The 22,210-nt window shown below is 42.2% G+C and carries 21 protein-coding genes and 3 pseudogenes; 14 read left to right on the forward strand and 10 right to left on the reverse strand.

From position 1 onward, the window contains the following. A pseudogene (locus C1G57_RS01185) lies at positions 1 to 207 on the forward strand (transposase); the annotation flags it as partial. Between the two features lie 123 nt (positions 208 to 330). Here C1G57_RS01185 and galU read toward each other — a convergent pair. Both galU and C1G57_RS01195 read right to left on the reverse strand, forming a co-directional pair. Beyond that, on the reverse strand, positions 331 to 1,230 hold the full coding sequence (gene galU, locus C1G57_RS01190; RefSeq protein ID WP_105113398.1) for a UTP--glucose-1-phosphate uridylyltransferase GalU: 900 nt from the start codon (positions 1,228 to 1,230) through the stop codon (positions 331 to 333). A 37-nt stretch (positions 1,231 to 1,267) separates the two neighbouring features. Further along, entirely contained in the window at positions 1,268 to 2,284 is a 1,017-nt protein-coding gene (locus C1G57_RS01195) for an NAD(P)H-dependent glycerol-3-phosphate dehydrogenase (RefSeq protein ID WP_105113399.1), read from the reverse strand. Between the two features lie 224 nt (positions 2,285 to 2,508). Here C1G57_RS01195 and C1G57_RS01200 point away from each other — a divergent pair, with 224 nt between their 5' ends. The 3 genes from C1G57_RS01200 to C1G57_RS01210 are packed head-to-tail and all read left to right on the forward strand — an operon-like array spanning position 2,509 to position 6,442. Beyond that, positions 2,509 to 2,958: a MarR family winged helix-turn-helix transcriptional regulator gene (locus C1G57_RS01200; protein ID WP_105113400.1), complete on the forward strand. Its 450-nt coding sequence runs from the start codon at positions 2,509 to 2,511 to the stop codon at positions 2,956 to 2,958. Beyond that, positions 2,951 to 4,657 carry an ABC transporter ATP-binding protein gene (locus C1G57_RS01205; protein WP_105113401.1) on the forward strand — a complete coding sequence of 569 codons (1,707 nt, stop codon included), beginning with the start codon at positions 2,951 to 2,953 and terminating at the stop codon, positions 4,655 to 4,657. Before C1G57_RS01200 ends, C1G57_RS01205 begins: the two co-directional genes overlap by 8 nt. Then, entirely contained in the window at positions 4,658 to 6,442 is a 1,785-nt protein-coding gene (locus tag C1G57_RS01210; protein WP_105113402.1) for an ABC transporter ATP-binding protein, read from the forward strand. It begins immediately after the preceding gene. An 88-nt stretch (positions 6,443 to 6,530) separates the two neighbouring features. Here C1G57_RS01210 and C1G57_RS01215 read toward each other — a convergent pair whose 3' ends face one another. From C1G57_RS01215 to C1G57_RS01225, 3 genes are all read right to left on the reverse strand, one after another. Then, the gene (locus tag C1G57_RS01215; protein ID WP_105113403.1) at positions 6,531 to 7,325 is read right to left on the reverse strand and encodes a formate/nitrite transporter family protein; all 795 of its coding nucleotides are present in this window, start codon (positions 7,323 to 7,325) and stop codon (positions 6,531 to 6,533) included. An 80-nt stretch (positions 7,326 to 7,405) separates the two neighbouring features. Continuing rightward, on the reverse strand, positions 7,406 to 8,641 hold the full coding sequence (locus tag C1G57_RS01220; protein ID WP_105113404.1) for an NAD(P)H-dependent oxidoreductase: 1,236 nt from the start codon (positions 8,639 to 8,641) through the stop codon (positions 7,406 to 7,408). A gap of 14 nt (positions 8,642 to 8,655) precedes the next feature. Then, the gene (locus tag C1G57_RS01225; RefSeq protein WP_105113405.1) at positions 8,656 to 9,258 is read right to left on the reverse strand and encodes an NADPH-dependent FMN reductase; all 603 of its coding nucleotides are present in this window, start codon (positions 9,256 to 9,258) and stop codon (positions 8,656 to 8,658) included. 126 nt (positions 9,259 to 9,384) lie between these two features. Here C1G57_RS01225 and C1G57_RS01230 point away from each other — a divergent pair, with 126 nt between their 5' ends. Continuing rightward, a complete protein-coding gene (locus C1G57_RS01230; RefSeq protein WP_105113416.1) occupies positions 9,385 to 9,744 on the forward strand; it encodes a YbaN family protein in 360 nt (119 codons plus the stop codon). Positions 9,745 to 10,121: 377 nt separating this feature from the next. Here C1G57_RS01230 and C1G57_RS11015 read toward each other — a convergent pair whose 3' ends face one another. The 4 genes from C1G57_RS11015 to C1G57_RS11320 all read right to left on the reverse strand — a co-directional run bounded on the left by C1G57_RS11015 (position 10,122) and on the right by C1G57_RS11320 (position 11,723). Beyond that, complete coding sequence (locus tag C1G57_RS11015) at positions 10,122 to 10,310, reverse strand: hypothetical protein (protein WP_153045600.1); 189 nt, start codon at positions 10,308 to 10,310, stop codon at positions 10,122 to 10,124. Positions 10,311 to 10,575: 265 nt separating this feature from the next. Further along, on the reverse strand, positions 10,576 to 10,863 hold the full coding sequence (locus C1G57_RS01240; RefSeq protein WP_105113407.1) for a bacteriocin immunity protein: 288 nt from the start codon (positions 10,861 to 10,863) through the stop codon (positions 10,576 to 10,578). Between the two features lie 37 nt (positions 10,864 to 10,900). Further along, a complete protein-coding gene (locus C1G57_RS01245) occupies positions 10,901 to 11,116 on the reverse strand; it encodes a hypothetical protein (protein WP_105113408.1) in 216 nt (71 codons plus the stop codon). A gap of 22 nt (positions 11,117 to 11,138) precedes the next feature. Continuing rightward, positions 11,139 to 11,723, reverse strand: a complete 585-nt coding sequence (locus C1G57_RS11320; protein ID WP_153045601.1) for a phospholipase A2 family protein — start codon at positions 11,721 to 11,723, stop codon at positions 11,139 to 11,141. 336 nt (positions 11,724 to 12,059) lie between these two features. Here C1G57_RS11320 and C1G57_RS11325 point away from each other — a divergent pair, with 336 nt between their 5' ends. The 9 genes and pseudogenes from C1G57_RS11325 to C1G57_RS01290 all read left to right on the forward strand — a co-directional run bounded on the left by C1G57_RS11325 (position 12,060) and on the right by C1G57_RS01290 (position 19,696). Next, positions 12,060 to 12,230, forward strand: coding sequence for a helix-turn-helix domain-containing protein (locus C1G57_RS11325; RefSeq protein ID WP_238595252.1), 171 nt, complete (start codon positions 12,060 to 12,062; stop codon positions 12,228 to 12,230). After that, positions 12,221 to 12,925, forward strand: coding sequence for an XRE family transcriptional regulator (locus C1G57_RS01255; RefSeq protein WP_238595251.1), 705 nt, complete (start codon positions 12,221 to 12,223; stop codon positions 12,923 to 12,925). The genes C1G57_RS11325 and C1G57_RS01255 overlap by 10 nt, the downstream gene beginning before the upstream one ends. Positions 12,926 to 13,018: 93 nt before the next feature. Beyond that, complete coding sequence (locus tag C1G57_RS11210) at positions 13,019 to 13,543, forward strand: hypothetical protein (RefSeq protein ID WP_105113409.1); 525 nt, start codon at positions 13,019 to 13,021, stop codon at positions 13,541 to 13,543. Between the two features lie 27 nt (positions 13,544 to 13,570). Further along, positions 13,571 to 14,560, forward strand: a complete 990-nt coding sequence (locus C1G57_RS01265) for a DUF3644 domain-containing protein (protein WP_105113410.1) — start codon at positions 13,571 to 13,573, stop codon at positions 14,558 to 14,560. A 341-nt stretch (positions 14,561 to 14,901) separates the two neighbouring features. Then, positions 14,902 to 16,047: pseudogene (locus C1G57_RS01270) on the forward strand (tyrosine-type recombinase/integrase). 98 nt (positions 16,048 to 16,145) lie between these two features. Next, positions 16,146 to 16,589 (forward strand): dUTP diphosphatase, encoded by a 444-nt coding sequence (locus C1G57_RS01275; RefSeq protein WP_105113411.1) that lies wholly within the window; start codon positions 16,146 to 16,148, stop codon positions 16,587 to 16,589. Continuing rightward, the gene (locus tag C1G57_RS01280) at positions 16,590 to 17,144 is read left to right on the forward strand and encodes a hypothetical protein (RefSeq protein WP_105113412.1); all 555 of its coding nucleotides are present in this window, start codon (positions 16,590 to 16,592) and stop codon (positions 17,142 to 17,144) included. It begins immediately after the preceding gene. After that, entirely contained in the window at positions 17,131 to 18,495 is a 1,365-nt protein-coding gene (radA, locus tag C1G57_RS01285; RefSeq protein WP_105113413.1) for a DNA repair protein RadA, read from the forward strand. The genes C1G57_RS01280 and radA overlap by 14 nt, the downstream gene beginning before the upstream one ends. Positions 18,496 to 18,937: 442 nt before the next feature. Further along, a complete protein-coding gene (locus C1G57_RS01290; RefSeq protein ID WP_105113414.1) occupies positions 18,938 to 19,696 on the forward strand; it encodes a TIGR00266 family protein in 759 nt (252 codons plus the stop codon). A 1,753-nt stretch (positions 19,697 to 21,449) separates the two neighbouring features. On the opposite strand, the pseudogene C1G57_RS11330 reads toward C1G57_RS01290, so the two are convergent. After that, positions 21,450 to 22,210 (reverse strand): annotated as a pseudogene (locus C1G57_RS11330) (hypothetical protein); the annotation flags it as partial.

The raw sequence follows: 22,210 nt of genomic DNA on the forward strand, positions 1-22,210 counted from the left end.
TTCAAGAACTTAGTCAAAGAGGAATTGACAAGTAAAGAGGGAGCCCGCATTTATGCCAAACGCAAGGTGGATGTCGAACCTGTATTTGGTAGGATGAAGGGTGTTTTTGGCGTGCGCAGAGTTCATGTCAGAGGTCAAAAAGTGGTTGAAACCGAGATAGGCTTCCTCCTAATGAGTATGAATCTCACGAAATTGGCTAAGAAATTAGTCCAAGATAATAGAGATAAAAAGAAAAACACAGACAGTACGGCTGGATTTCATCAGAAGCAGCTCAATCTGTCTGTGTTTTTTTTAGTTATTGGCTAGTTATTGGCTAGTTTTTGCCCAGCCTCATTCTTCAGTTTGAAGCTGTTGAGCAAGGTCGATGATGTAGTTTTTGACATCATCTTTGACTTGTGGATGGGTCAATGCGTAGTCGATGGATGTCTTCATAAAGCCAAATTTATCCCCAACATCATAGCGTTTGCCTGTAAATTCACGGGCAAATACACGCTGGGTCTTATTGAGTGTATCGATGGCATCTGTCAACTGGATTTCGTTGCCGGCACCAGCTTCTTGATTTTCCAAAATATCAAAAATTTCAGGCGTCAACAAGTAGCGACCGATAATGGCTAAGTCAGACGGCGCATCTTCTGGTTTTGGTTTTTCTACAAAAGTATCCACACTATATAGTCCATTGATACCTTCACCGTGTGGAGCAATGACGCCATATGAAGAAACTTCTTCATGAGGGACTGGCATAACTGCAAGTGTTGAAGCATGGGTCGCTTCGTAGTCCTCAATCAGTTGTTTAGTGATTGGTTTAACGGTATCGTCTGTGATGTCCATGAGGTCATCGCCCAGCATAACAACGAACGGCTCGTTTCCAACAAAGGCCTTAGCCTGCAAGACTGCGTCACCCAACCCTTTTGGATAGCTTTGGCGAATAAAGTGTAGGCGAATGGCTGTCGCATCATCAACCAATTTCAAAAGATCATCTTTTCCTTTTTCGCGAAGGTTGTGCTCTAATTCAAAGTTTGAGTCAAAGTGGTCTTCGATAGAACGTTTTGCCTTGTTGGTTACGACCAAGATATCTTCGATACCAGAACGGAGAGCTTCTTCAAAGATAAATTGAAGGGTTGGTTTATCAACAATTGGCAACATCTCTTTGGCAAGGGCCTTAGTTGCTGGAAGGAAACGGGTTCCTAAACCAGCAGCAGGAATAACGGCTTTTCTAACTTTTTTTGTCATGGTGCAATCTCCTTATATTTGTATAATAACTATTTTATTAAGACCATTCATTCTCATGGCGGAATTCGCCGGACATGATATCTTTGATAGCGTCCTGGATGCTAGCCCCTTGGTAAATGACGCTGTAGATGGCTTGAGTGATTGGCATGTAAACGCCCAATTCTTGTGCTAATTCATAGGCTGCCTTGGTAGTAGAAATCCCTTCGATAACCATGCCCATGTTTGCTTCGATATCTTCCAGTTTTTCCCCTTTACCAAGCAAATCACCAGCCCGCCAGTTGCGTGAGTGAACGGATGTACCGGTAACAATCAAGTCGCCGACACCAGATAAGCCGCTGTAAGTCAAGGGATTGGCTCCCATGGCAACCCCAAGGCGGGTAATCTCAGTTAAGCCACGGGCAATGATAGCTGCTTTGGCATTATCACCGAATCCAAGACCATGAAGGGCTCCAGCACCAACAGCGATGATGTTTTTCAAAGCACCAGCTGTTTCTACCCCGATGACATCGTTGTTGGTGTAAAGTCGGAAGTAATGGTTGCTGAAGAGGTTTTGTACATAGCCAGCAGTTTCCAAGTCTTTTGAAGCTGCAGAAATCAAGGTCAAGTCACGGACGATGGTTTCTTCTGCATGGCTTGGTCCTGAAACTACAACGATTTCTGAACGGAGATCTGCAGGGATTTCTTCTTCCAAGACCTCAGACAAGCGCTTGTGGCTATCTGGTTCCAAACCTTTGGAAGCATGCATGACAACAACCTTGTGTTTAAGGGCTTGAGCAACTTGTTTGGCAACCAGACGGGTCACCTTGGTTGGAACAACAAAGAGAACAGCGTCAACTCCGTCTAGTGTTTCTGTCAAATCCTTGTAGCCTTTAATATTCTCATCTAAGACAATATCTTTAAAGTAGCGGGTATTGGTATGCTGTTCATTGATTTCGTCAATCTGTTCGGGAATATTTCCCCAAATGCGGACAGTATGACCGTTATCGTTGAGAACCTGAGCCAGGGCAGTCCCCCATGAACCAGGTCCCAAGATAGCAATAGTTTGTTTGGTCATAGAAAATCCTTTCTAGTTGAGTTAATTTCTTTACTATTATACCATAAGCAAAAAATAAAAGCTTGCAAGTCATGTCAAATATTGCTTTGATAAAGAAAAATGTTGACAGTAGATAGTATGAAAATAGGTGCCATTTTCAGAAAATAGGAGATGAAATCATTGACAATAGTTCTTAAGAGAACTATAATGGTTCTCATGATAATTATTCTAGGAAAGGAGTTATCGTGGGACATACTATTGCAGATTTTCGGAACTTGCTCAATCAGATTGAACAAATTAGTGAAACTATTGCCAAAGAATACGATGTGGAGCACCTAGCTGGTCCACAGGGCTGGGCCTTGCGTTTCATCGCGGAGCGGTCAGACCTTGAAACCTTTGTCAAAGATATAGAAGCGGAATTAAAGATTTCCAAATCGGTTGCCAGCAACCTGGTCAAGCGAATGGAGAAAAATGGCTTTATCCAAGTCCTTCCTTCTCAGGTTGATAAACGTTATAAGCAGTTGGTTTTGACAGAGAAAGGGCAGGGTAAGATTTGCCATTTAAAAGCCTTCCATGAAGAAATGCACCATTCTCTATTTTGGGGTATTCAAAAAGAAGAATTTGATTTGGTTAGACAAGTAGCCAATCAATTAAAAGAAAATATTCAACACTATAAGGAGAAGAAACATGTTTAAAGAAGCCATTTTACGCTATAAATGGTACGCCTTAGCATCGGTCTTACTGACGTCGATTGTCGTAGCAACGACCTTAATGCAACCTAGTTATCTGCAGGATGTCTTGACAGCAGTCTTGGCCAATGATAAGGATGAAATTGTTCGTGTGGGTAAATTACTGCTGATTATTGCTGGAATTGGTCTTTTGGCAGGGCTTGTCAATACCATTTCAGCAGCTAAGATTTCTCAGGGAGTATCTGCGGATATTCGTGAGAAGACCTTTCGGAAGATCCAAAGCTTCTCTTATGCCAATATCGAAGAGTTTAACGCAGGGAACTTGGTTGTTCGGATGACTAACGATGTCAATCAAATCCAGAACCTTGTCATGATGCTCTTCACAGTATTGATGCGGGTTCCATTGCTGTTTGTCGGAGCCTTCATTATGGCAGTGCGGACCATGCCAGAACTCTGGTGGATGATTATTCTCATGGTGGTCTTGATTATGGCCATTATGGCAGTTGTCATGGGGCAAATGGGACCACGTTTTGGGATATTCCAGTCCCTTATGGACAAGATGAATAGCATTGCCAAGGAAAATTTGCGTGGAATCCGTGTGGTCAAGTCTTTTGTTCAGGAGAAAAATCAATACGCTAAATTCAAGGAGGTATCCAATGAACTCTTGGATCTCAATCTCTTTATCGGCTACGGTTTTTCTATCTTGCAGCCTTTAATGATGTTGATTGCCTACATGGCGATTTTTGCATCGCTCTACTTGGTGTCTGGGATGTTGGAAACCAACATGGAGGCAGTTGGTGGTTTTACTTCCTTTATGAGCTACCTCATGCAAATTATGTTTGCTATCATCATGACTAGTTTCATGGGGATGCAGGCTTCTCGTGCGGCGATTTCAATTAAGCGTATCAGCGAGGTCTTGGATACGGAGCCTGCTATGACCTTCAAGGATGTGGCGGATGAAGAATTGACTGGTAAGATTGTCTTTGACAATGTTAGCTTTACCTACCCACATGATACGGAGCCGACGTTGAAAAATATCTCCTTTGAGATTGAGCCAGGGCAAATGGTTGGTGTGGTTGGTGCAACAGGTGCGGGTAAATCCACTCTTGCTCAACTGATTCCGCGTTTGTTTGACCCGCAAGAAGGAACGGTATCCATCGGTGGTCGGGACTTGAAAGAAGTCAGCAAGAACACCCTGCGTGATACGGTATCGATTGTCTTGCAAAAGGCTATTCTCTTCTCGGGGACCATTGCGGACAACCTGCGTCAAGGGGCACCTGGTGCTGATTTGCAACGTTTGGAGCGGGCCGCAGGTATTGCCCAAGCCAAAGAATTTATCGACCGCTTGGATGATACCTATGAGAGCCAAGTAGAAGAACGTGGAAATAACTTCTCTGGTGGTCAGAAGCAGCGGATGTCCATTGCTCGTGGGGTGATTGGCGAGCCTAAGGTTTTGGTCTTGGATGACTCAACTTCTGCCCTGGATGCCAAGTCTGAGAAACTAGTCCAAGAGGCTTTAAACCACGACCTGAAAGGGACAACCACTGTCATTGTTGCCCAGAAGATTTCTTCTGTTGTCAAAGCTGATAAGATTTTGGTACTTGATGAAGGTCGTCTGATCGGCCAAGGTATCCACGCCGAGCTGGTAGCGACAAACGACGTTTACCGTGAAATCTACGAAACACAGAAAGGAAGGGAGGAATAGATGAAAACACTTAGATTTTTCTGGTTTTATTTTAAACGCTATAAACTGTCCTTTGCTGTGATTTTTCTAGCCATTGTGGCAGCGACCTACTTGCAGGTTAAGACACCTGTTTTCATTGGAAATGCCATTACAGAAATGGGGAAAATCGGGCAGGCTTACTTTGCTTCGGTGCAAATGGGTCAGTCAGATTTCAAACCTGACCTGTCTGATTTTAATGGGGTTATGCTAAACCTTTTCTTCGCTTATGCGGCGACGGTTGTGGCAACCTTGATTTACACCCTCCTCTTCACGCGCATCGTGGCTCATTCGACCAACCGTATGCGTAAGGGCTTGTTTGGCAAACTGGAACGTTTGACAGTTGCCTTCTTTGATAGCCACAAGGACGGGGATATTCTTTCTCGTTTTACCAGTGATTTGGATAATATCCAAAATGCTTTTAACCAGTCCTTGACTCAGGTAGTGACCAATATCGCTCTTTACATCGGTATGGTTATCATGATGTTCCGTCAGGATGCTCGCTTGGCTTTGGTAACTGTGGCATCCACGCCAGTTGCCTTGATTGCCTTAGTGATTATCATTCGCCTGTCACGGAAATATACGGATAAGCAACAGGCTGCGGTGTCTAAACTCAATGCCTACATGGATGAGAAGATTTCAGGACAAAAAGCGATTATTGTACAAGGTGTGCAGGAAGAAACTATTGATGGATTTTTGGAGCTCAATGAAGAAGTTCGTCGTACAACCTTCAAGGGACGTTTGTTTGGTGGGATTCTCTTTCCATTTATGAACGGAATGAGCTTGGTTAATACTGCCATTGTTATCTTTGCAGGCTCCAGCATTGTCCTAAATGATAGCTCGCTGGAAACAGCTGCCGCACTTGGTCTGGTCGTGACTTTTGTACAGTATTCGCAACAGTATTACCAGCCAATCATGCAGATTGCATCTAGCTGGGCAGAATTGCAGTTGGCTTTCACAGGTGCTCATCGTATTCAGGAAATGTTTGATGAACCTGAGGAAGTTCGTCCTCAAAACGCTCCGCTATTTACCGAATTAAAAGAAGGTGTTGAAATCAAGGACATCGACTTTGGCTACCTGCCAGGTCAGAAGGTCTTGGACAAGGTATCTATTTCAGCTCCTAAGGGCAAAATGGTGGCAGTCGTTGGTCCGACGGGATCTGGTAAGACTACCATTATGAACTTGATCAACCGCTTCTACGATGTCAATGGTGGTAGCGTGGCCTTTGACGGTCGCGACATTCGGGAATACGACCTAGATAGTTTGCGGGATAAGGTCGGCATTGTCTTGCAGGAGTCGGTGCTCTTCTCTGGTACTATTGCGGACAATATCCGCTTTGGCGATGAGAGCATTTCGCAGGAAATGGTGGAAACCGCAGCTCGTGCCACCCATATCCATGACTTTATCATGAGCTTGCCAGAGGGCTATGAAACCTTTGTGACCGATGATGAGAATGTCTTCTCAACAGGTCAGAAACAGTTGATTTCCATTGCCCGTACGCTCTTGACAGATCCTCAAGTCTTGATTTTGGATGAAGCAACGTCCAACGTTGATACCGTAACGGAAGCCAAAATTCAAAAGGCCATGGAGGCCATTATCGCAGGACGGACCAGCTTCGTCATTGCCCACCGCCTCAAAACCATTCTCAATGCGGATGAAATCATCGTCCTCAAAGACGGAAAAGTGATCGAGCAAGGCAACCACAGCCAGCTCCTTAAGCTCAACGGCTTCTACGCCGAACTCTACCACAACCAGTTTGTGTTTGAATAATATATAGAAAAATAAACAGCCAAGATAAGCAGACCACAATCCTTAAACGTTTAGGACGTGGTTTATCTTGGCTGTTTTTGTGATAGGCTTACTGCTCAATATGGTTGGTTTTGGTTTGATTGAGCCAAGCGTAGGCGATACCGATAAAGAGACCGGCTCCGAGCCAATTTCCAAAAAAGACCACAATCCATTGACGAAGGATATTGATCATATTGAAGGCTTCGACATTGCTTCGATTAGCGTTAAAAGCTAGGAGCATGAAAGATGCGAAATTGGCGACCAGATGCTCATTGATGAGGAAAACGAACATAAAAATGGAGGAAATGATGACAAAGAACTTAGCAGACTGTTCTTTGATGAGCATGAAGCCAAGGATTGCCATATTTACAAACATATTAGCCGTGATCCCTTCAATAAAATTACTCCAGTCAGATTTTCCAAGTTTGATGGTAACGGCATTGACGACAAAGCTCTTATCAGAGAGATTGAGGTAGGAGAAGGACTGATTGAAGAGCCAGGCTAGAATAGTAGCGCCTACAAAGTTAAAGAAAGTACAGTATAGCAGCATCAGTGTCACTTTTTTCCAGGTAATTTGCTTATAGTAGGCACCAGTTGTGAGATACATCATGTTAGATGTGGCTAATTCACCACCAAAAAGAAGAACAAAAACCAGCCCAATAGCAAAGATGAAGGTAAAGACAAAGCGCGACAAACTTGGAAATTGACTGGCAATAACGTCTGCTCCGATAATACCGACAGCTGTTGACATAGTCAGGTAGGCTCCTGCATACATAGAACGCAAGGCATAGCGGCCTAGACTTTCGTCAAAAAGGGCTTCTTTTTTTGAAACTGCAGCTGAAATTTTTTCTTGAAATGGGGACATAGGAACTCCTTGTGAAATCATGATCAATGTTTTGTTTGAAAAATATAGTGGGAAGAGTTCTTCCCACTATATGTGAACGATTAGTGAGCGGATGCACCAGAATCTGCATCTGTCGGTGTGGAAGTAGCAGGGGCACTACCAGCATCTGATGCACCAGAGGTTGCGTCAACATGTGCAGGAGCTGCAGCAGTTCCCGAACCACCAACCAAGCGTTGACCAGTAGCTTCAAGATACCAATCTAGCCATGGTTTGAAATTAAAGATAATTTCATTAATACCAGCGTAGGATCCATCAGGATAGTACATAGCTTGGTAGTTGTGGGTATTGATAATTTCAGCAGGGGTACCGGGTACAATGGTACGAACATATTCCTGGTTACCATTACGCAAGCTACCGACAACCCATTCAACATTCTTCATGCGGGCAGGGGGTAGCGTACCGTGGACAGTTGACAGGCGATTTCCTACTTGAGCAAGTACCCGTTTACCCAACATGGTATTTGGCTCCTGGTGCTTGTTGTTGTAGTAGAGGAATTGGTTATTATCATCTGCATAGGTCAATTCAAATGGCATCGCATTGAGGAACATATTGAGTTGGTCTACGGTGAGGAGACCGTTGTCCAATTTCACATAGGTATTTCCCTCAACGGCATTGACCTGTTTGGCAGCTTTTTCCAACCAGTCTGGATCATCTGGATCGATGCCGTGGATGGTCGTCGCAATCGGCTTTCCACAGTCCAAATCTTCTGGTGCGATTGGTTTTGGTTTTTTCAATTTGGATACAACACCGACATACTTGATAAAGTTGTCTAGACAGCTTTCTAAGAATTTCACGGTGCCTTCATTGATGATATTACCCTTATCGTCAAAAGCTTCTTTGGCCTTACCAAGGAGGAATTCATTACCTGGTAGTGTGTAAGCATTGACACCTGGTGCATCTAAAATTTTCCGTAGGTGAACTTGGGCACGAGAAGTTCCTTGATCGTAGTAAGATGCCCCGATAATCATAACTGGTTTATTTTCGAATGGGTGCAAATTAAAGCTGAGCCATTCCAGAGTACTCTTAAGGGCAGGGGTAATGGTATGATTGTGCTCAGGGGTAGCAATAATGACCCCGTCAGCACGGGTGATTTTGTTGTAAAGGTATTGAATTGCAAAACAATCAGACTGGTCTTCGTCCTGATTGAACATTGGAACATCTTTGATTTCCAAAAGTTCTAGTTCAAACTTCACTTTAAAGTGGCGTTGAATGAATTGCAATAGCATGCGGTTATAAGATTGATCTGCATTTGATCCAACGATTCCGACAAATTTCATAGTATATTCCTCTCTTATAGGTTTTCCCAATCGAAGTTTTCAGCTTCTTTTTGGAGTAATTTTTTTGCGTTAGACAGCTTGCTAGTCATGGTGACAAAGAGGCGGAAGTCATCAAAGATGGCATCCAGTTTTTGACTAGTTTCTAAATCAACGAGCTCCCCATTGGCATCAAAGGCTTGCAAGGAATGTGACAATAAAAATTCATCTGGCAAGACAGTGGCCTTGAGTTCAGGAGCATTGAGAATTTGACGTAGCTGTAGTTGGGCACGAGAGGAACCAAGTGTTCCATAAGAAGCACCAGTAATCATAACTGGTTTGTTTAATAGTGGATAGACACCGTATGATACCCAAGCAAGGGCATTCATAAGGACAGCTGGAATAGAGTGGTCATATTCGGGAGTTCCGATGATGACTCCGTCAGCAGCCTCAATTTTTGCGACCAATTCTTTGACAATTTCTGGTAATTCTCGATTGGCTGGTTTATTGAAGATTGGAAGTTCCTTGATTTCAACCAGTTCGATATCTGCCTTATCAGCGAAGTGTTGTTCAATGTACTGCAAGAGTTTGCGGTTGGTTGAGCGAGCGGAGTTTGTTCCGACCAGTCCTAGAAGTTTCATAGCGTCTTCTCTCTTTCCTAAATTTGGTACCTTTATCATACCCTTTTATCCAATAAAATGCAAGCGTTTCCTGAAAATGTGATAAAATTGTTCAAAAATTCACGAGTTTTTTGGTATAATGTTAGTATGCAGAGAATATTCTATTTAGTAGTTGGTTTTGTTAGTTTGATTGTTGGTGTCATTGGGATTGTTTTGCCGATAGTTCCGACAACCCCTTTTTTACTTTTAGCTGGTTTTTGCTTTGCGAGAAGTTCAAAAAGGTTTGAAAAATGGCTACGCAATACAAAAATTTATCAATTTTACGTAGCTGATTACGTTGAGACTAAATCCATTTCCCGCAAACGAAAAAAGCAAATCATCTGGCAAATTTACTTACTCATGGCAATTTCTATCTGGCTGGCTCCTATTTTATTGGTCAAAATAGGACTGGGACTATTAACAATCTTCATTACTTACTATTTGTTTTGGGTCATACCGGAGAAATAAAGTCAGATTTGAGGGTTGAACATCGTCCTCAAGGATGGAAAAGTGATCGAGCAAGGCAACCACAGCCGGCTCCTTAAACTCAATGGCTTCTACGCTGAACTCTACCACAACCAGTTTGTGTTTGAATAGCACACTTCGAAAATCACAGCCTATTCCATTGATTAATAGGAGGGACAGAGTTCTATCTGTGGCGTATAGTCTGATTTTGAATGTCATTTGGTATAAGAATGTGAACAGCAAAAACCAGTCAATCTCTATTTCTGTGATTGACTGGTTTTTAAGTGTTTGTTCCACAAGACTTCAAGATTAAGCTAGAAGTCTTGTAAGATGGATTTTTTTGAACGGTATTCTTTTTCATATTAGTAGATAGTTGATGACTAGGAGTCATTTTTTGTTACTAAGAGATAAGCAACTGAAAAACCGACACTAATCCCTAGGGTAATCCACCATTTGAAGGGTTGGTGCAACATCCAAGAGCGAAGTCCACTAAGTAGGAAGACAACTAAGTGGAGGCCAATCAGAGTGAAAACGGTCGATGTTTTATGAAAGAGCTTGGTTCGTTTCATAACTGTTCTCCCTTCCAAAATACTCTATGTGGGATAAAAATAAAAAAGAAAGTGAACTTGCCAGAGCAATAAGTAGGAAAATTCCTTTCCAAATTGGGAAATCTTTCTGAATGAACTTGTCCCCGTACAATGCAAGGCCTAGAGAAAACCAGAGAATGATTATTTTCAAGTAAACCATGGTGAGCACCTCTTAAGAAAATGGTTGGATTTATCCGTGAGATTAGTAGATTATCAAGATATCTATGTTGGTTATGTCCATTCCCATTTATTTAGTTTTTGGAACAAGAAAATTCCAAATCGCGGCAGCTCGAGTTGCTGGGTGCTGTCTGTTTATTTCAAGAAATAACCCTGAAACTTCTGGAGACAATGAGTTGCTTATTGCAAGAGGCGAAAGTTCTTGTTTTAAGTAAGCGATGACCTTTAAAAGGTGGTCGTCGTGTTGAAGGGCAGTTTGTGCATGTTTTAATATCGCAAGTTCTTGGACCGATAAGAGCTGTGTGTTAAGGATAGTCTCAATTTGCCCTAATAAGGTTTTATTCGTTTTGATATCCATTATTGTCTCTCCTTACATATATCACAAAATTCGAAGCCTAAGTATTGATTCCCAGTACGATAACAAATGTTGTAAGATAGGCTACGATAAGCAAAAATAGGCTATAGAGACCAATGATTCCCCATTTTTTTGCAGGAGATACTTGCTTTTTATTTAATGTTTTAACTAGTTTATAACCTAGAAATAAACAAGCAAGGAATAGAATGAGGGCTAATACTTTTATGATTAAAAAAATGATGAATGCAGCAGTCATTGTTGCACCTCCTAGCTATGTTTTATGAAAGAGGGAGGAATAAGGCATAGGCAGCACGAGCATAAACTCCTTTATAAGTAGAAGTGTTAGTGCTTGCAATAATTGGTTTTAAACGATTAATGAATTCGCGATTACATTGTCTGTTATCTGCTCCAAAGCCTTTAAAACAAGCGTCGTGCCATAAGCAGGCGGAGTCTAAGTTATCAATTGGTTTAGTAAGCCAGCCATTATTTCCCATTCCACAGAAATTACCGTAGGAACCGATTGGAAAAATAGCTCTGTCCACATTTTCTATAGCTATCTTTTCTCCATTTTGTTCGACATCAGCAACAATATCATTGACTGCTATACCAACAGAGACTGCTTCATCACTAAGGTCTAATGAATAAGCTTTATCAATATCAATGACAGGTAGACCATTTTGATTGTAAGTTGTTACTTGTTGTAGTTCATTAATAAAGCGGTAATCACTAACCTCTTCAGCAGAAACTGGTATAGTAAAAGTGATGATACCGATAATGAGAGCTATTATTCTTGTGAGATATATGATACATATTTTTGATAATTTACATTTAAGCCTGATTTTTCTCCTCGTAAAATGTGACAAGTAATGATATTAATAAAGAAGTATTGTAATTTGTCATCTACTCCCATCCCCTCCACCCAACATATAGTTTCCGGTTATTATCCTCCTTTCCAGAGTGGTGAGATGGTAGTAGCTTATTTATTTGTTGATGATTGGTACAATCAGATTCCATCCATCCCCTAAAAGTTGAGGGGCTAGTAGGATAGCTGAGTAAGTTAAAAGCAAGAGATAGTTTTTCCAAGTTTTCATAAGAATGCCTCCCATTATTTTGTTTGTTTTTCTTTACTATTATGCTATCATAGAATAAATGCAAAAGATGAAAACGTAAACAATTCTCACATTTTTTGGAGGTCTTGCATGAAATGGGATTTTGGAACAGTCTTAAAAGAAATTCGTAAGTCCAAAGGGCTCAGTCAACAGGAAGTTTGTGGAGATACCTTGTCACGAACGACCCTATCAAAAATTGAAAACAACAAAGAATACCCTACCATTGCCACTTTTCCCATATCCTCCGTCAGTTGGATATGACCTTCGCAGAGTTTGACTATATTTGCCATGCCTATCAGCCTTCGGAGCGTTCGTCTATCATCCATCGCTTTGAAAATCTGAGAGGACGATTTTTTTCCGAATTAGGTTGCCAAGATTTTTTGTACCAAGTAGAGCAGTACTTGAAGAGGCAGGAAGATGTACGAGTTCAACGAATTGAGCAACAATTACGTTTAATCTTATCCATTTATCAAACGGGAGATGGAGAGCGGACCAGACAGTTGGGGCAAGCCCTTTGGAAGGAATTGGAAAAATCGGATACTTGGTATTTAGCTGATTTTCGTAAGTTAGGCCTGGTGCTTCCAATCATTCCTGTATCTCATTTGAAAGGCTTTGTAGATAAAATTTTGCTTTCCTTGGACAAGTATAAGGACTTCAGAGATGTACAGGTTAGTCAGTTTGCTTTTCTTTACAATCTATCGACTGTTTTGTTGAAAAATGAAGAGTATCAACTTTGTGTTTCAGTAATGGAAAGAGTTTATGCCATGGCTCAGGAAAGTATGCGGATTGATTATGTAGGCATGGGCAATGTCCGTATGGGCATCTTTCAGCAGGATAGAGGGATGGTAGATAAGGGACTTGCCATTCTCCGAGCTGCAGACTTGCTGGAGTTGGTTGAACAGTTGGAGAAAGAAGTTGGGGAGTATTGGGAGATTTTTGGCTCGGAAGCGGTTTGAACTGCTTGAGCTAGTTTATATTTGCAACACCTGTTTGTCAGGTGTTTTTTGTTGAACATCGCAGGCTTTTGCGAATTAGTGTATAATAGACCTATGAAAAGACAGAGTGTTCGGGTTGAATTATTTCCCCTGAAAAAGGAAGAAATCCTTGCCTACTTAGATGACAAGGGGATTTTAGTGAATGATTATTTCAAGACCTACCTAGCTCACCCCACTTATCAAGAAGTGGTGGAGAAACAGAAGTGTTTAGTTGAGATTGTCAGCCTAGCCGACATGGGATTTGATAGGGAAGCAACTGCTCCTCAGATAGAGGAGAGAGCCGTGGAGATGGGTTATCAGTTACCACCAGCTCATCTGGGAGTTTATCTTCGCCTTACCTTGTTGGAACAGAAAGTCAGTCAAGATACCATACTCTCCCAAGGAAAATCACCAGACGGAGCCATTTGCCTGCTGTCGCCTCAGTTGGAAGAAGAATTCACCTTCCCACGCAGTGTCTATCTTCGCAAGGTTGACCAAGACTTGTGGCTACGTGCGGCCCGCTTTGATGACGAGTACGCCTTTCCCCTAACCACACTTTTTGCATTTGTGACGAAAAATGCGAATGAACAATATGAGTAAAAAGAAGAAAATGATGTAAGGAACTATATGGAAAATTTAAGCAGAAGACTGGTTGATAAAAGTGTTGAAGCGTTTATTATGGGGCTTGAAATATTCAATAAACCAACCATTAAGTACCGAATTGAGGGCTTTAGTTTCTTTATTTGTAACGCCTGGGAGTTGATGTTAAAGGCTCATATCATTAATAATGACAGTGAGGAAGCTATCTACTTTAAGGACAGCAAAGACCGAACTATATCATTGGAAAATGCAGTAGAAACAGTATTTCCAGATAAACATGGATCGTTGAGAAAAAACCTTGTCCAAATTATTGAACTTAGGAACACCAGTACTCACTTTATAACAGAAGATTACGAACATATCTATGCCCCCTTGTTTCAAGCTTGTGTGTCTAATTACATTTCTAAAATGCAAGAGTTCCACCAGGAAGATATTACTAAACAAATCGCACAAAATTTCCTGACTCTATCTGTTCGTATTGACCAACTTAATCAAGAAGAAATTAGAGCTAAGTATTCTCCAAAAATGGCAGAACGTTTACTATCTGAACAAGCAAAGATTGAAAGCGAGATATCTGCTAGCAATTCTGATTATGCTATTCCAGTAGAAACACGATTCTACATTACTAAGCGAAAACAAGATGCTGATTTGGTAGTTAAGTTTGATAATGGTGCTGAAACAAGTGTCAGTATACTTCGGGAAATTAAAGATCCAAATGCAATCTATCCATTAACTACTAAAGAAGTTATCAAAATTGTTAATAAGCGTTTAAAATCCAAAGGAATTTTATTAACAAAAATAGTAGGTGGTGAAAAGCAAAAAAGGCCATTTACAACAAACGACCTACAACTATTTAATGCATTTTACGATATTAAGAAAGACGAACGCTACTGCTACCATTATAAAATTGGCAATCGTTATAGCTACGCTCCCGCTTTCTGTGATTTTATCGTTGAAGAGATTGAACGAAACCCTGAAGCATTCGTAGAAAACTTGAAAAAGAAGACAAAAAAATAAGATAACCCCAGGCATATGTGAATTCTCGTCCATTGACTTACTCCCATTCGGGAACACAACGTTAATCCTTCGCAAGTTATCTTGTTAATTATATTATACCACGCGCGTGGAAAATGTAAAGTATTTTGTTAGCTAACTAATAAGCTACCTTTGTCAAAGAACCCTAAAAAACAGCTTTAAATCAGTGATAATCGCATTTTTACCCTTAATCATATAAATTACTGACTTACCCAAAACAAACGAAAATAGGGCTATTCTCGTAGCTCTGGCATGATATAAACCTAAAACATTCTAAAATCTTTTTAATAACAGCTTGCCTGCTGATGGAAAGGTTTATGATCATGAAGATTATTGAAGTAACAAAAAAAGACGGTAGCATTGTTTACCGTGCAAGTGTCTATCTTGGGGTAGATGCCATTACTGGCAAGAAAGTAAAAACCAGCGTAACAGGTAGGACCAAAACAGAAGTCAAGCAGAAAGCCAAACACGCGCCAATTGAGTTTGCCAAAAATGGTTCAACGGTAAAAAAGGAAGTAGAAGTAAAAACCTATCAAGAATTAGCTGACCTTTGGCTAGAAAGTTACAAGTTAACAGTAAAGCCTCAAACTTTTGTAGTAACCAAAAGGCAACTATATAACCACCTTATTCCAATATTTGGAGGAATGAAACTAGATAAGATAGTACCAGCCGCTATTCAGCAGTTTGTTAATGGTCTGGCTCCTAAGTTGGTAAATTTTAAAGCTATTCATTCAATCAATAATAGAATTTTACAACATGGGGTACTGTTGCAAGTTCTGGCCACAAATCCAGCTTGTGATGTTATCTTACCCAAAAAGCAGAAAAAGGGACGTGAGGCGGTCAGGTTTATCGAACCGGAACACCTAAAACAGTTTCTTGATCATGCTGAACAATTAGCAAGTACCAGCTTTAGCAAGTATTACCAATTTGTTATTTTTAAGTTATTGCTGGCCACTGGTTGCCGTATTGGTGAATTGTCTGCCCTGGAGTGGTCTGATATTGACCTAGAAGCCGGCACAATATCAATCAGTAAAACCTATAGCATGGAACTGCATATAATCGGGACAACAAAGACAAAGGCGGGTACTCGTATCATCAGCATAGACAAAAAAACAGCTCTCTTACTGAAACAATATCGAAACCGCCAACGCTTGATGTTTCTTGAGGTCGGCGCATGTACTCCTGATGTTGTCTTTGCTACAACGGTAAGGGAATATCTTCCTAGGATTTCGCTACAAGAAATTATAAACCGTCGGTGTAAGGCTTTGGGTATTCCTCGCTTTACCTGTCACGCTTTCCGCCATACTCACGCTAGTTTACTGTTGAACGCTGGTATCAGTTACAAGTAACTCCAATATCGTCTTGGACACTCTAACATTTCAATGACCTTAGACACTTATGGGCACCTATCCAAAGATAAAGAAAAAGAGGCAGTTTCATATTATGAAAAAGCCATGAATAGCCTTTAGGGTGAACAAAAAGGTGAACAAATTGAAAAACCAACTAATTACAAGGTGCTAGAAACCTTATTAAATCAACGTTTCGAAAGGATAAAAGAAAAAATAGTATGAAAATCCGTGGATTCGAACTGGTCAGCCAGTTTACTGATGAAAAATTATTACCAAAACGTGAGACAGCCCACGCAGCAGGTTACGACCTAAAGGCTGCGGAGACCGTCAGCTTGGAGCCAGGTGAGATTAAGTTGGTGCCGACTGGTGTTAAGGCCTATATGCAGGCCAACGAAGTCCTCTATCTCTACGACCGCTCGTCCAACCCTCGCAAGAAGGGCTTGGTCCTGATTAACTCAGTTGGAGTTATTGACGGCGACTACTATGGCAGTCCAGCCAATGAAGGCCACATCTTTGCCCAAATGCGAAACATCACCGAGGAAACCGTCGTGGTGGAAGCTGGCGAGCGGATCGTACAGGCTGTTTTTGCCCCCTTCCTTTTGGCTGACGGCGACCAGGCCGACGGTGTTCGGACGGGCGGATTTGGCTCGACGGGGAAATAAATGAAGGATAAACTGAGTTCTTATTTCGGTGTTGGAACAATAGGCGACTATTCCATTATGGTGGATAGGAAAACATACCAACATTATTACATCACTAAGACAAACCCAGACGGTGTAAAACCGAATTATAAAGCTCCTGCGGGATTGATACTCTTGGCAACTACAGTCATCAGACAGTTGGATACAAAAGGATACCAGGCAAATTTCCTAGTCTTACTGTTTTACTATCTTCTTGGTTACCTTGCGGCAGTAGCTTTTTTGCGTCGATTTAAGTCTTTAGAAATAGAGATTGAGGTTTATCATTTTGAGAGCCCCGAGCAATTTGAAGCGTTCGTCAAGTCAAGCGTTGCTCATGCCAATACCATTTTATACTTTGTAGTTGGTTTTGGACTTGCGACAGGAATAACAGGCATTCTCTATTTTATAACGCATTCTTTTTTGTTCTTGTTCATGTCTCCCTCATTTTCATGGTGTATGTTCCTATTGCTACAATTAGAGCCAATCAAAAGAAGACTTTTTCTTGCTAAACTAGAAAAGGAGAATTACCATCGCTAAGAAAAAAACAACCTTTGTCTGTCAATCCTGCGAGTATCACTCGCCCAAGTATCTAGGCCGTTGCCCCAACTGTGGCTCCTGGTCTAGCTTTGTCGAGGAAGTGGAGGTTGCGGAAGTCAAGAACGAGCGGGTCAGCCTGACAGGTGAGAAGACCCGTCCCATGAAGCTCAATGAAGTGTCGTCCATTCAAGTGGCTCGCACTAAGACCAACATGGAAGAGTTCAACCGTGTCCTCGGAGGTGGCGTGGTGCCGGGCAGTCTAGTTCTCATTGGTGGCGATCCAGGGATTGGGAAATCCACCCTGCTCTTACAGGTATCGACCCAACTTTCGACTATTGGCACCGTCCTCTATGTGTCGGGGGAGGAGTCTGCCCAGCAGATTAAGCTCCGTGCCGAGCGTTTGGGCGACATCGACAGCGAGTTCTATCTCTATGCGGAGACCAATATGCAGAGCATTCGGACCGAGATTGAGAAAATCAAGCCAGATTTCCTGATTATCGATTCAATCCAGACCATCATGAGTCCGGACATCTCCAGCGTGCAAGGCTCTGTCAGTCAGGTCCGTGAAGTGACCAATGAGCTCATGCAGATTGCCAAGACCAACAATATTGCAACCTTTATCGTCGGCCATATGACCAAGGAAGGTACCTTGGCTGGACCGCGGACCTTGGAGCATATGGTAGATACCGTTCTTTATTTTGAGGGCGAGCGACAACACACCTTCCGTATCTTGCGGGCGGTCAAAAACCGCTTTGGCTCCACCAACGAAATCGGCATTTTTGAAATGCAGTCGCAGGGCTTGGTCGAAGTCCTCAATCCTAGTGAAGTCTTTCTGGAAGAGCGTCTGGACGGGGCGACAGGCTCTGCGATTGTCGTGACCATGGAGGGCACCCGCCCTATCCTTGCCGAAGTGCAGGCCCTGGTGACCCCAACCATGTTTGGCAATGCCAAGCGGACCACGACAGGCTTGGACTTCAACCGTGCCAGCTTGATTATGGCGGTTTTGGAAAAACGGGCAGGTCTGCTCCTCCAAAACCAAGATGCCTACCTCAAGTCAGCAGGCGGTGTCAAACTGGATGAGCCAGCTATTGACCTGGCGGTCGCAGTTGCCCTTGCCTCCAGTTACAAGGATAAGCCAACCAACCCGCAAGAGTGCTTTATAGGCGAAATTGGTCTGACAGGTGAAATCCGCCGCGTCAATCGGATTGAACAACGGATTAACGAAGCCGCCAAATTGGGCTTTACCAAGGTCTATGCCCCAAAAAATTCCCTGACAGGTATCAAGGTGCCCAAGGAAATCACCGTTATCGGCGTGACTACCATTGGCGAAGTCTTGCAAAAAGTGTTTTAGCTAACTGTGTATAGCTGGATTTAAATAAAAAAGATAATAACCTTCGAAAATCAAAAGCAGACCTTGTTGACTTGATTTGATGAGTGAAAGGCTCCAGTGGAGTCTTTCAGCCTGTTACCTTGAAATAAAATAGTACCAGGGTTCTATCTGTATAAGTAGAAACGAACTATGTTCGCCTATCTCCAACCTCCAAAGGTTCCCCAAACCTTTGGAGCTAGTCTGTTTTGGATTTTCATTGAGTATAAAAGTGAGAGTTTGCAATGAGGCTCTCATATTTTTTTATAAAAATACTTGACACTGTTGTTTTTTAGGTGTAGAATTGTGTTATAAAAATAATACAAAAAAGGAGTTGAAAATGATTTGGTTTATTTCAGCTTGTTTTTGGTTTATTATGGCTATCCTGTGGTTAACAGGAACTTTTCGTAAAAAATAGGAGGCAACTATGTCAGACAATCGGATGAAATACACTATCGACAGCAATATGCAATTTCCTTTGGTGGAAATCGCCTTGGAAGCTGGTGAGTCAGCTTATATTCAACAGGGAAGCATGGTTTACCATACACCGAGCGTGACCTTAAATACCAAGCTCAATGCCCGTGGTGGTTCTGGTTTTGGCAAGCTCATGGGTGCCATTGGTCGTTCCATGGTATCAGGTGAGTCTATGTTTATCACGCAAGCCATTTCCAATAGTGACGATGGCAAAATTGCGCTTGCGCCTTCAACGCCAGGTCAGGTCATTGCCTTGGAACTGGGTGCAGAGCAATACCGCCTCAATGATGGTGCTTTTCTTGCCCTAGATGGTTCTGCTCAATATAAGATGGAGCGCCAGAGTGTCGGTCGGGCCTTCTTTGGTGGTCAGGGTGGTCTCTTTGTCATGACGACGGAAGGAAGAGGAACTCTATTGGCAAATGCCTTCGGTTCGATTAAGAAGATTGAACTGGATGGTGGGAGCATTACCATTGATAATGCCCATGTGGTAGCCTGGAGCCGTGACCTCAACTACGATATTCACATGGAAAATGGATTCTTGCAATCGATCGGTACAGGGGAAGGAATTGTTAATACCTTCTCAGGCTACGGGGAAATTTACGTTCAAAGTTTGAACATTGAAACCTTTGCCCAAGTTATCGGTAATCATATTGTTGGTGCTGGTGGCGATGGTGGCGGTGGCAGTTCATCCCTGCTTGACGCGATTTTCTAAATTTCGACAGAATAAGGTGCAGAACGTGGACTGCACCTTTTTAGTGTGCCTATCATATAGGGGGGAAATATATAATAATTGACAAATGTACAAGTAATCAGTAGTATAGAAATATTAGACATATTAAAGTAATGCTCTTTAAAAATTGAATGGCGGTATTCTTATTTTTGATAGGAAACCCTAGATACAGTTTAAAAATTGGTTCGATTTCGTTGAGTGTAATAAAAATCAAAGGTTGAATTGTGAGTAAAGAAAGTATTAAACAAACGTCCATAGAAGTATCTCGTAAGACACGGGTTAGGATGCATAAATCTGGCAAACACTGGGTTAGGTCTGTACTATCTCAAATAGGATTAAAAAGATTATATCGCGGGAAGGCTTTAGGAACGATAAGAGTTTCAGGTTCTTCTGTTCAAGGTTATCGTTATAGTAGCGCTTTTTTAAGAGCGGCAATGGTAGCGGGTACTTTTGCTGGTGGCTTTACGACAACAGATACTGTATTAGCTGAGGATTCGTTGGTACAGACCCAAGAAACCAAACAGGAATTACTGGCAACGACAGACACTGTTGAACTAGGGGGAAGTGCTAGTCTTGTTCAATATTCTGAGGTTGTTAGCCAGTCTATGTTGGAGTTGGTAGAGGAGTCAGTTAGTCTATCTTCGTCCCCCTCAGAAAGTATTCCTGATTCTCAGTCCTTGTCATTGAGTGAGTCAGAAAGTCATTACGATATTGTATCGACTTCGGAAAGTATTTCAGAAAGTCTTTCTAATTCAGAAATTCTGTTATTGAGTGAGTCGGGGGAGTTAGTAAAGGAAGTTGCAGATTCCGCTGGTTCAGCAAAGACAGAACTTTCAAGCACTATTTCGGAACAACCATCCGCAGATCTAGCAGGTTTGAATCGTCAGCTATTTGATATAGCACTTGTTAGCTTAGAAGAAGCGCGTAGTTTAGAAGTTCCAGATGCTTTAGATAAGACTACGTCAAAGTATCAGCGGTATATAAGTGCAAAGGAAGCAGCAGACCAAGCTTGGCAATTGGTGGAGGAAATTCAGACTGGTAAAATAGTGAGTCAAGAAGAGTTGGATGCTGCGAGCAAGCAAATTGCGCAGGCAGCAACAAATTTGACTGGACGTCGGACTCAACTACTGGGGGGATCTGGTAAAGTAGGAACAAGTCTGAGAGCAACAAGTGGAGACACTATTTTAGTTTTTTCAGAATCGGATGCTAATGCCAAGTTAAATGGCACTCAAATTTCGCTTATTGAAGGTCGTTTAGATACGACTACGAATCTCATTGATTGGAAAGTTATTTACAATCCGATTACGAGTCTATCTCAGGCTTATGCCGGTCTCTATGTTGCGGCCGTGACTGAGATGGGAGAACCTCAGAATATTTTGGTAAACGGTATCCCGCTACATTTGGATAATAGCTTCAATAGTCGTGAAACCTTGGGAGTAACCCTTCGTACAGTTGACTATTCTGGAAGATATTACGGGAAAAACTATAGTTTGGCTGAGAGTCCGATTTCAACCTCTGGACCAGTGACCTATACCTTTACAACTCGTGTCAGTTCCAGTTTGGCTAATATAGCTATGTATGTTCAGGCAGCCATTCATCCGACTTCTAATGTGGTTCATGCAACTGTAAAGGAACCGGAAAACCGTCAAAATTTAAGTGGGATGCTGATTGGATATAGGACATCTTTTGTGGCGGATGGGATGAATAGCTTTTTGCAGTCGACTTCAGAGTCTATTCAAAATTCGTTGAGCATTCGATTGTCTTTGAGCCAGTCACACTCCCAATCGGTGTCAGTTTCTAACAGTCTGTCGCAGTCAGGGTCTAAATCTCTCTCAATGTCGTTATTGACATCACATTCAGAGTCTCTTTCTGAATCAGCTAGCGAATCTGCTTCGACTTCCGCTTCCGAGTCAGTCAGTGCGTCGGTTTCTACCTCATTCTCAGAATCGTTAAGTGAGTCAATTTCGACTTCCGTTTCAGAATCGTTAAGTGAGTCCGTTTCAACGTCAGTCTCCGAATCGGTTAGTGTGTCAGTTTCTGCCTCCGCTTCAGAATCGGTCAGTGCGTCAGTTTCTGAATCGGTTAGTGAATCCATTTCAACGTCCGTTTCTGAATCGTTAAGTGAGTCCGTCTCTGCCTCAGTCTCCGAATCGGTTAGTGGATCCATTTCGACTTCCGTTTCTGAATCGTTAAGCGCGTCCATTTCGACTTCCGTTTCAGAATCGTTAAGTGCATCCGTTTCGACGTCAGTCTCCGAATCGGTTAGTGTGTCAGTTTCGACATCTGTCTCAGAATCATTAAGTGAGTCTGTTTCAACGTCGATTTCCGAATCAGTCTCTACCTCAGTTTCCGAGTCGTTAAGTGCGTCCGTATCGGCTTCCGCTTCCGAGTCGTTAAGTGCGTCCGTATCGGCTTCCGCTTCCGAGTCGTTAAGTGCGTCCGTATCGGCTTCCGCTTCCGAGTCGTTAAGTGCGTCCGTATCGGCTTCCGTCTCCG

Source organism: Streptococcus suis (assembly GCF_002960425.1).
Taxonomy (GTDB): domain Bacteria; phylum Bacillota; class Bacilli; order Lactobacillales; family Streptococcaceae; genus Streptococcus; species Streptococcus suis_S.

Bases quoted from the DNA above. Each gene is read 5' to 3' on its own strand.
- C1G57_RS01230 (WP_105113416.1), top strand. From the start codon at position 9,385: ATGCAGAGAATATTCTATTTAGTAGTTGGTTTTGTTAGTTTGATTGTT.
- C1G57_RS01290 (WP_105113414.1), top strand. From the start codon at position 18,938: ATGTCAGACAATCGGATGAAATACACTATCGACAGCAATATGCAATTT.
- C1G57_RS01245 (WP_105113408.1), bottom strand. From the start codon at position 11,116: ATGACTGCTGCATTCATCATTTTTTTAATCATAAAAGTATTAGCCCTC.
- C1G57_RS01205 (WP_105113401.1), top strand. From the start codon at position 2,951: ATGTTTAAAGAAGCCATTTTACGCTATAAATGGTACGCCTTAGCATCG.
- C1G57_RS01240 (WP_105113407.1), bottom strand. From the start codon at position 10,863: ATGGATATCAAAACGAATAAAACCTTATTAGGGCAAATTGAGACTATC.
- C1G57_RS11015 (WP_153045600.1), bottom strand. From the start codon at position 10,310: ATGAAACGAACCAAGCTCTTTCATAAAACATCGACCGTTTTCACTCTG.
- C1G57_RS01195 (WP_105113399.1), bottom strand. From the start codon at position 2,284: ATGACCAAACAAACTATTGCTATCTTGGGACCTGGTTCATGGGGGACT.
- C1G57_RS01265 (WP_105113410.1), top strand. From the start codon at position 13,571: ATGGAAAATTTAAGCAGAAGACTGGTTGATAAAAGTGTTGAAGCGTTT.
- galU (WP_105113398.1), bottom strand. From the start codon at position 1,230: ATGACAAAAAAAGTTAGAAAAGCCGTTATTCCTGCTGCTGGTTTAGGA.
- C1G57_RS11210 (WP_105113409.1), top strand. From the start codon at position 13,019: ATGAAAAGACAGAGTGTTCGGGTTGAATTATTTCCCCTGAAAAAGGAA.
- C1G57_RS01275 (WP_105113411.1), top strand. From the start codon at position 16,146: ATGAAAATCCGTGGATTCGAACTGGTCAGCCAGTTTACTGATGAAAAA.
- C1G57_RS01220 (WP_105113404.1), bottom strand. From the start codon at position 8,641: ATGAAATTTGTCGGAATCGTTGGATCAAATGCAGATCAATCTTATAAC.
- C1G57_RS11325 (WP_238595252.1), top strand. From the start codon at position 12,060: ATGAAATGGGATTTTGGAACAGTCTTAAAAGAAATTCGTAAGTCCAAA.
- C1G57_RS01215 (WP_105113403.1), bottom strand. From the start codon at position 7,325: ATGTCCCCATTTCAAGAAAAAATTTCAGCTGCAGTTTCAAAAAAAGAA.
- C1G57_RS01210 (WP_105113402.1), top strand. From the start codon at position 4,658: ATGAAAACACTTAGATTTTTCTGGTTTTATTTTAAACGCTATAAACTG.
- C1G57_RS01280 (WP_105113412.1), top strand. From the start codon at position 16,590: ATGAAGGATAAACTGAGTTCTTATTTCGGTGTTGGAACAATAGGCGAC.
- C1G57_RS01225 (WP_105113405.1), bottom strand. From the start codon at position 9,258: ATGAAACTTCTAGGACTGGTCGGAACAAACTCCGCTCGCTCAACCAAC.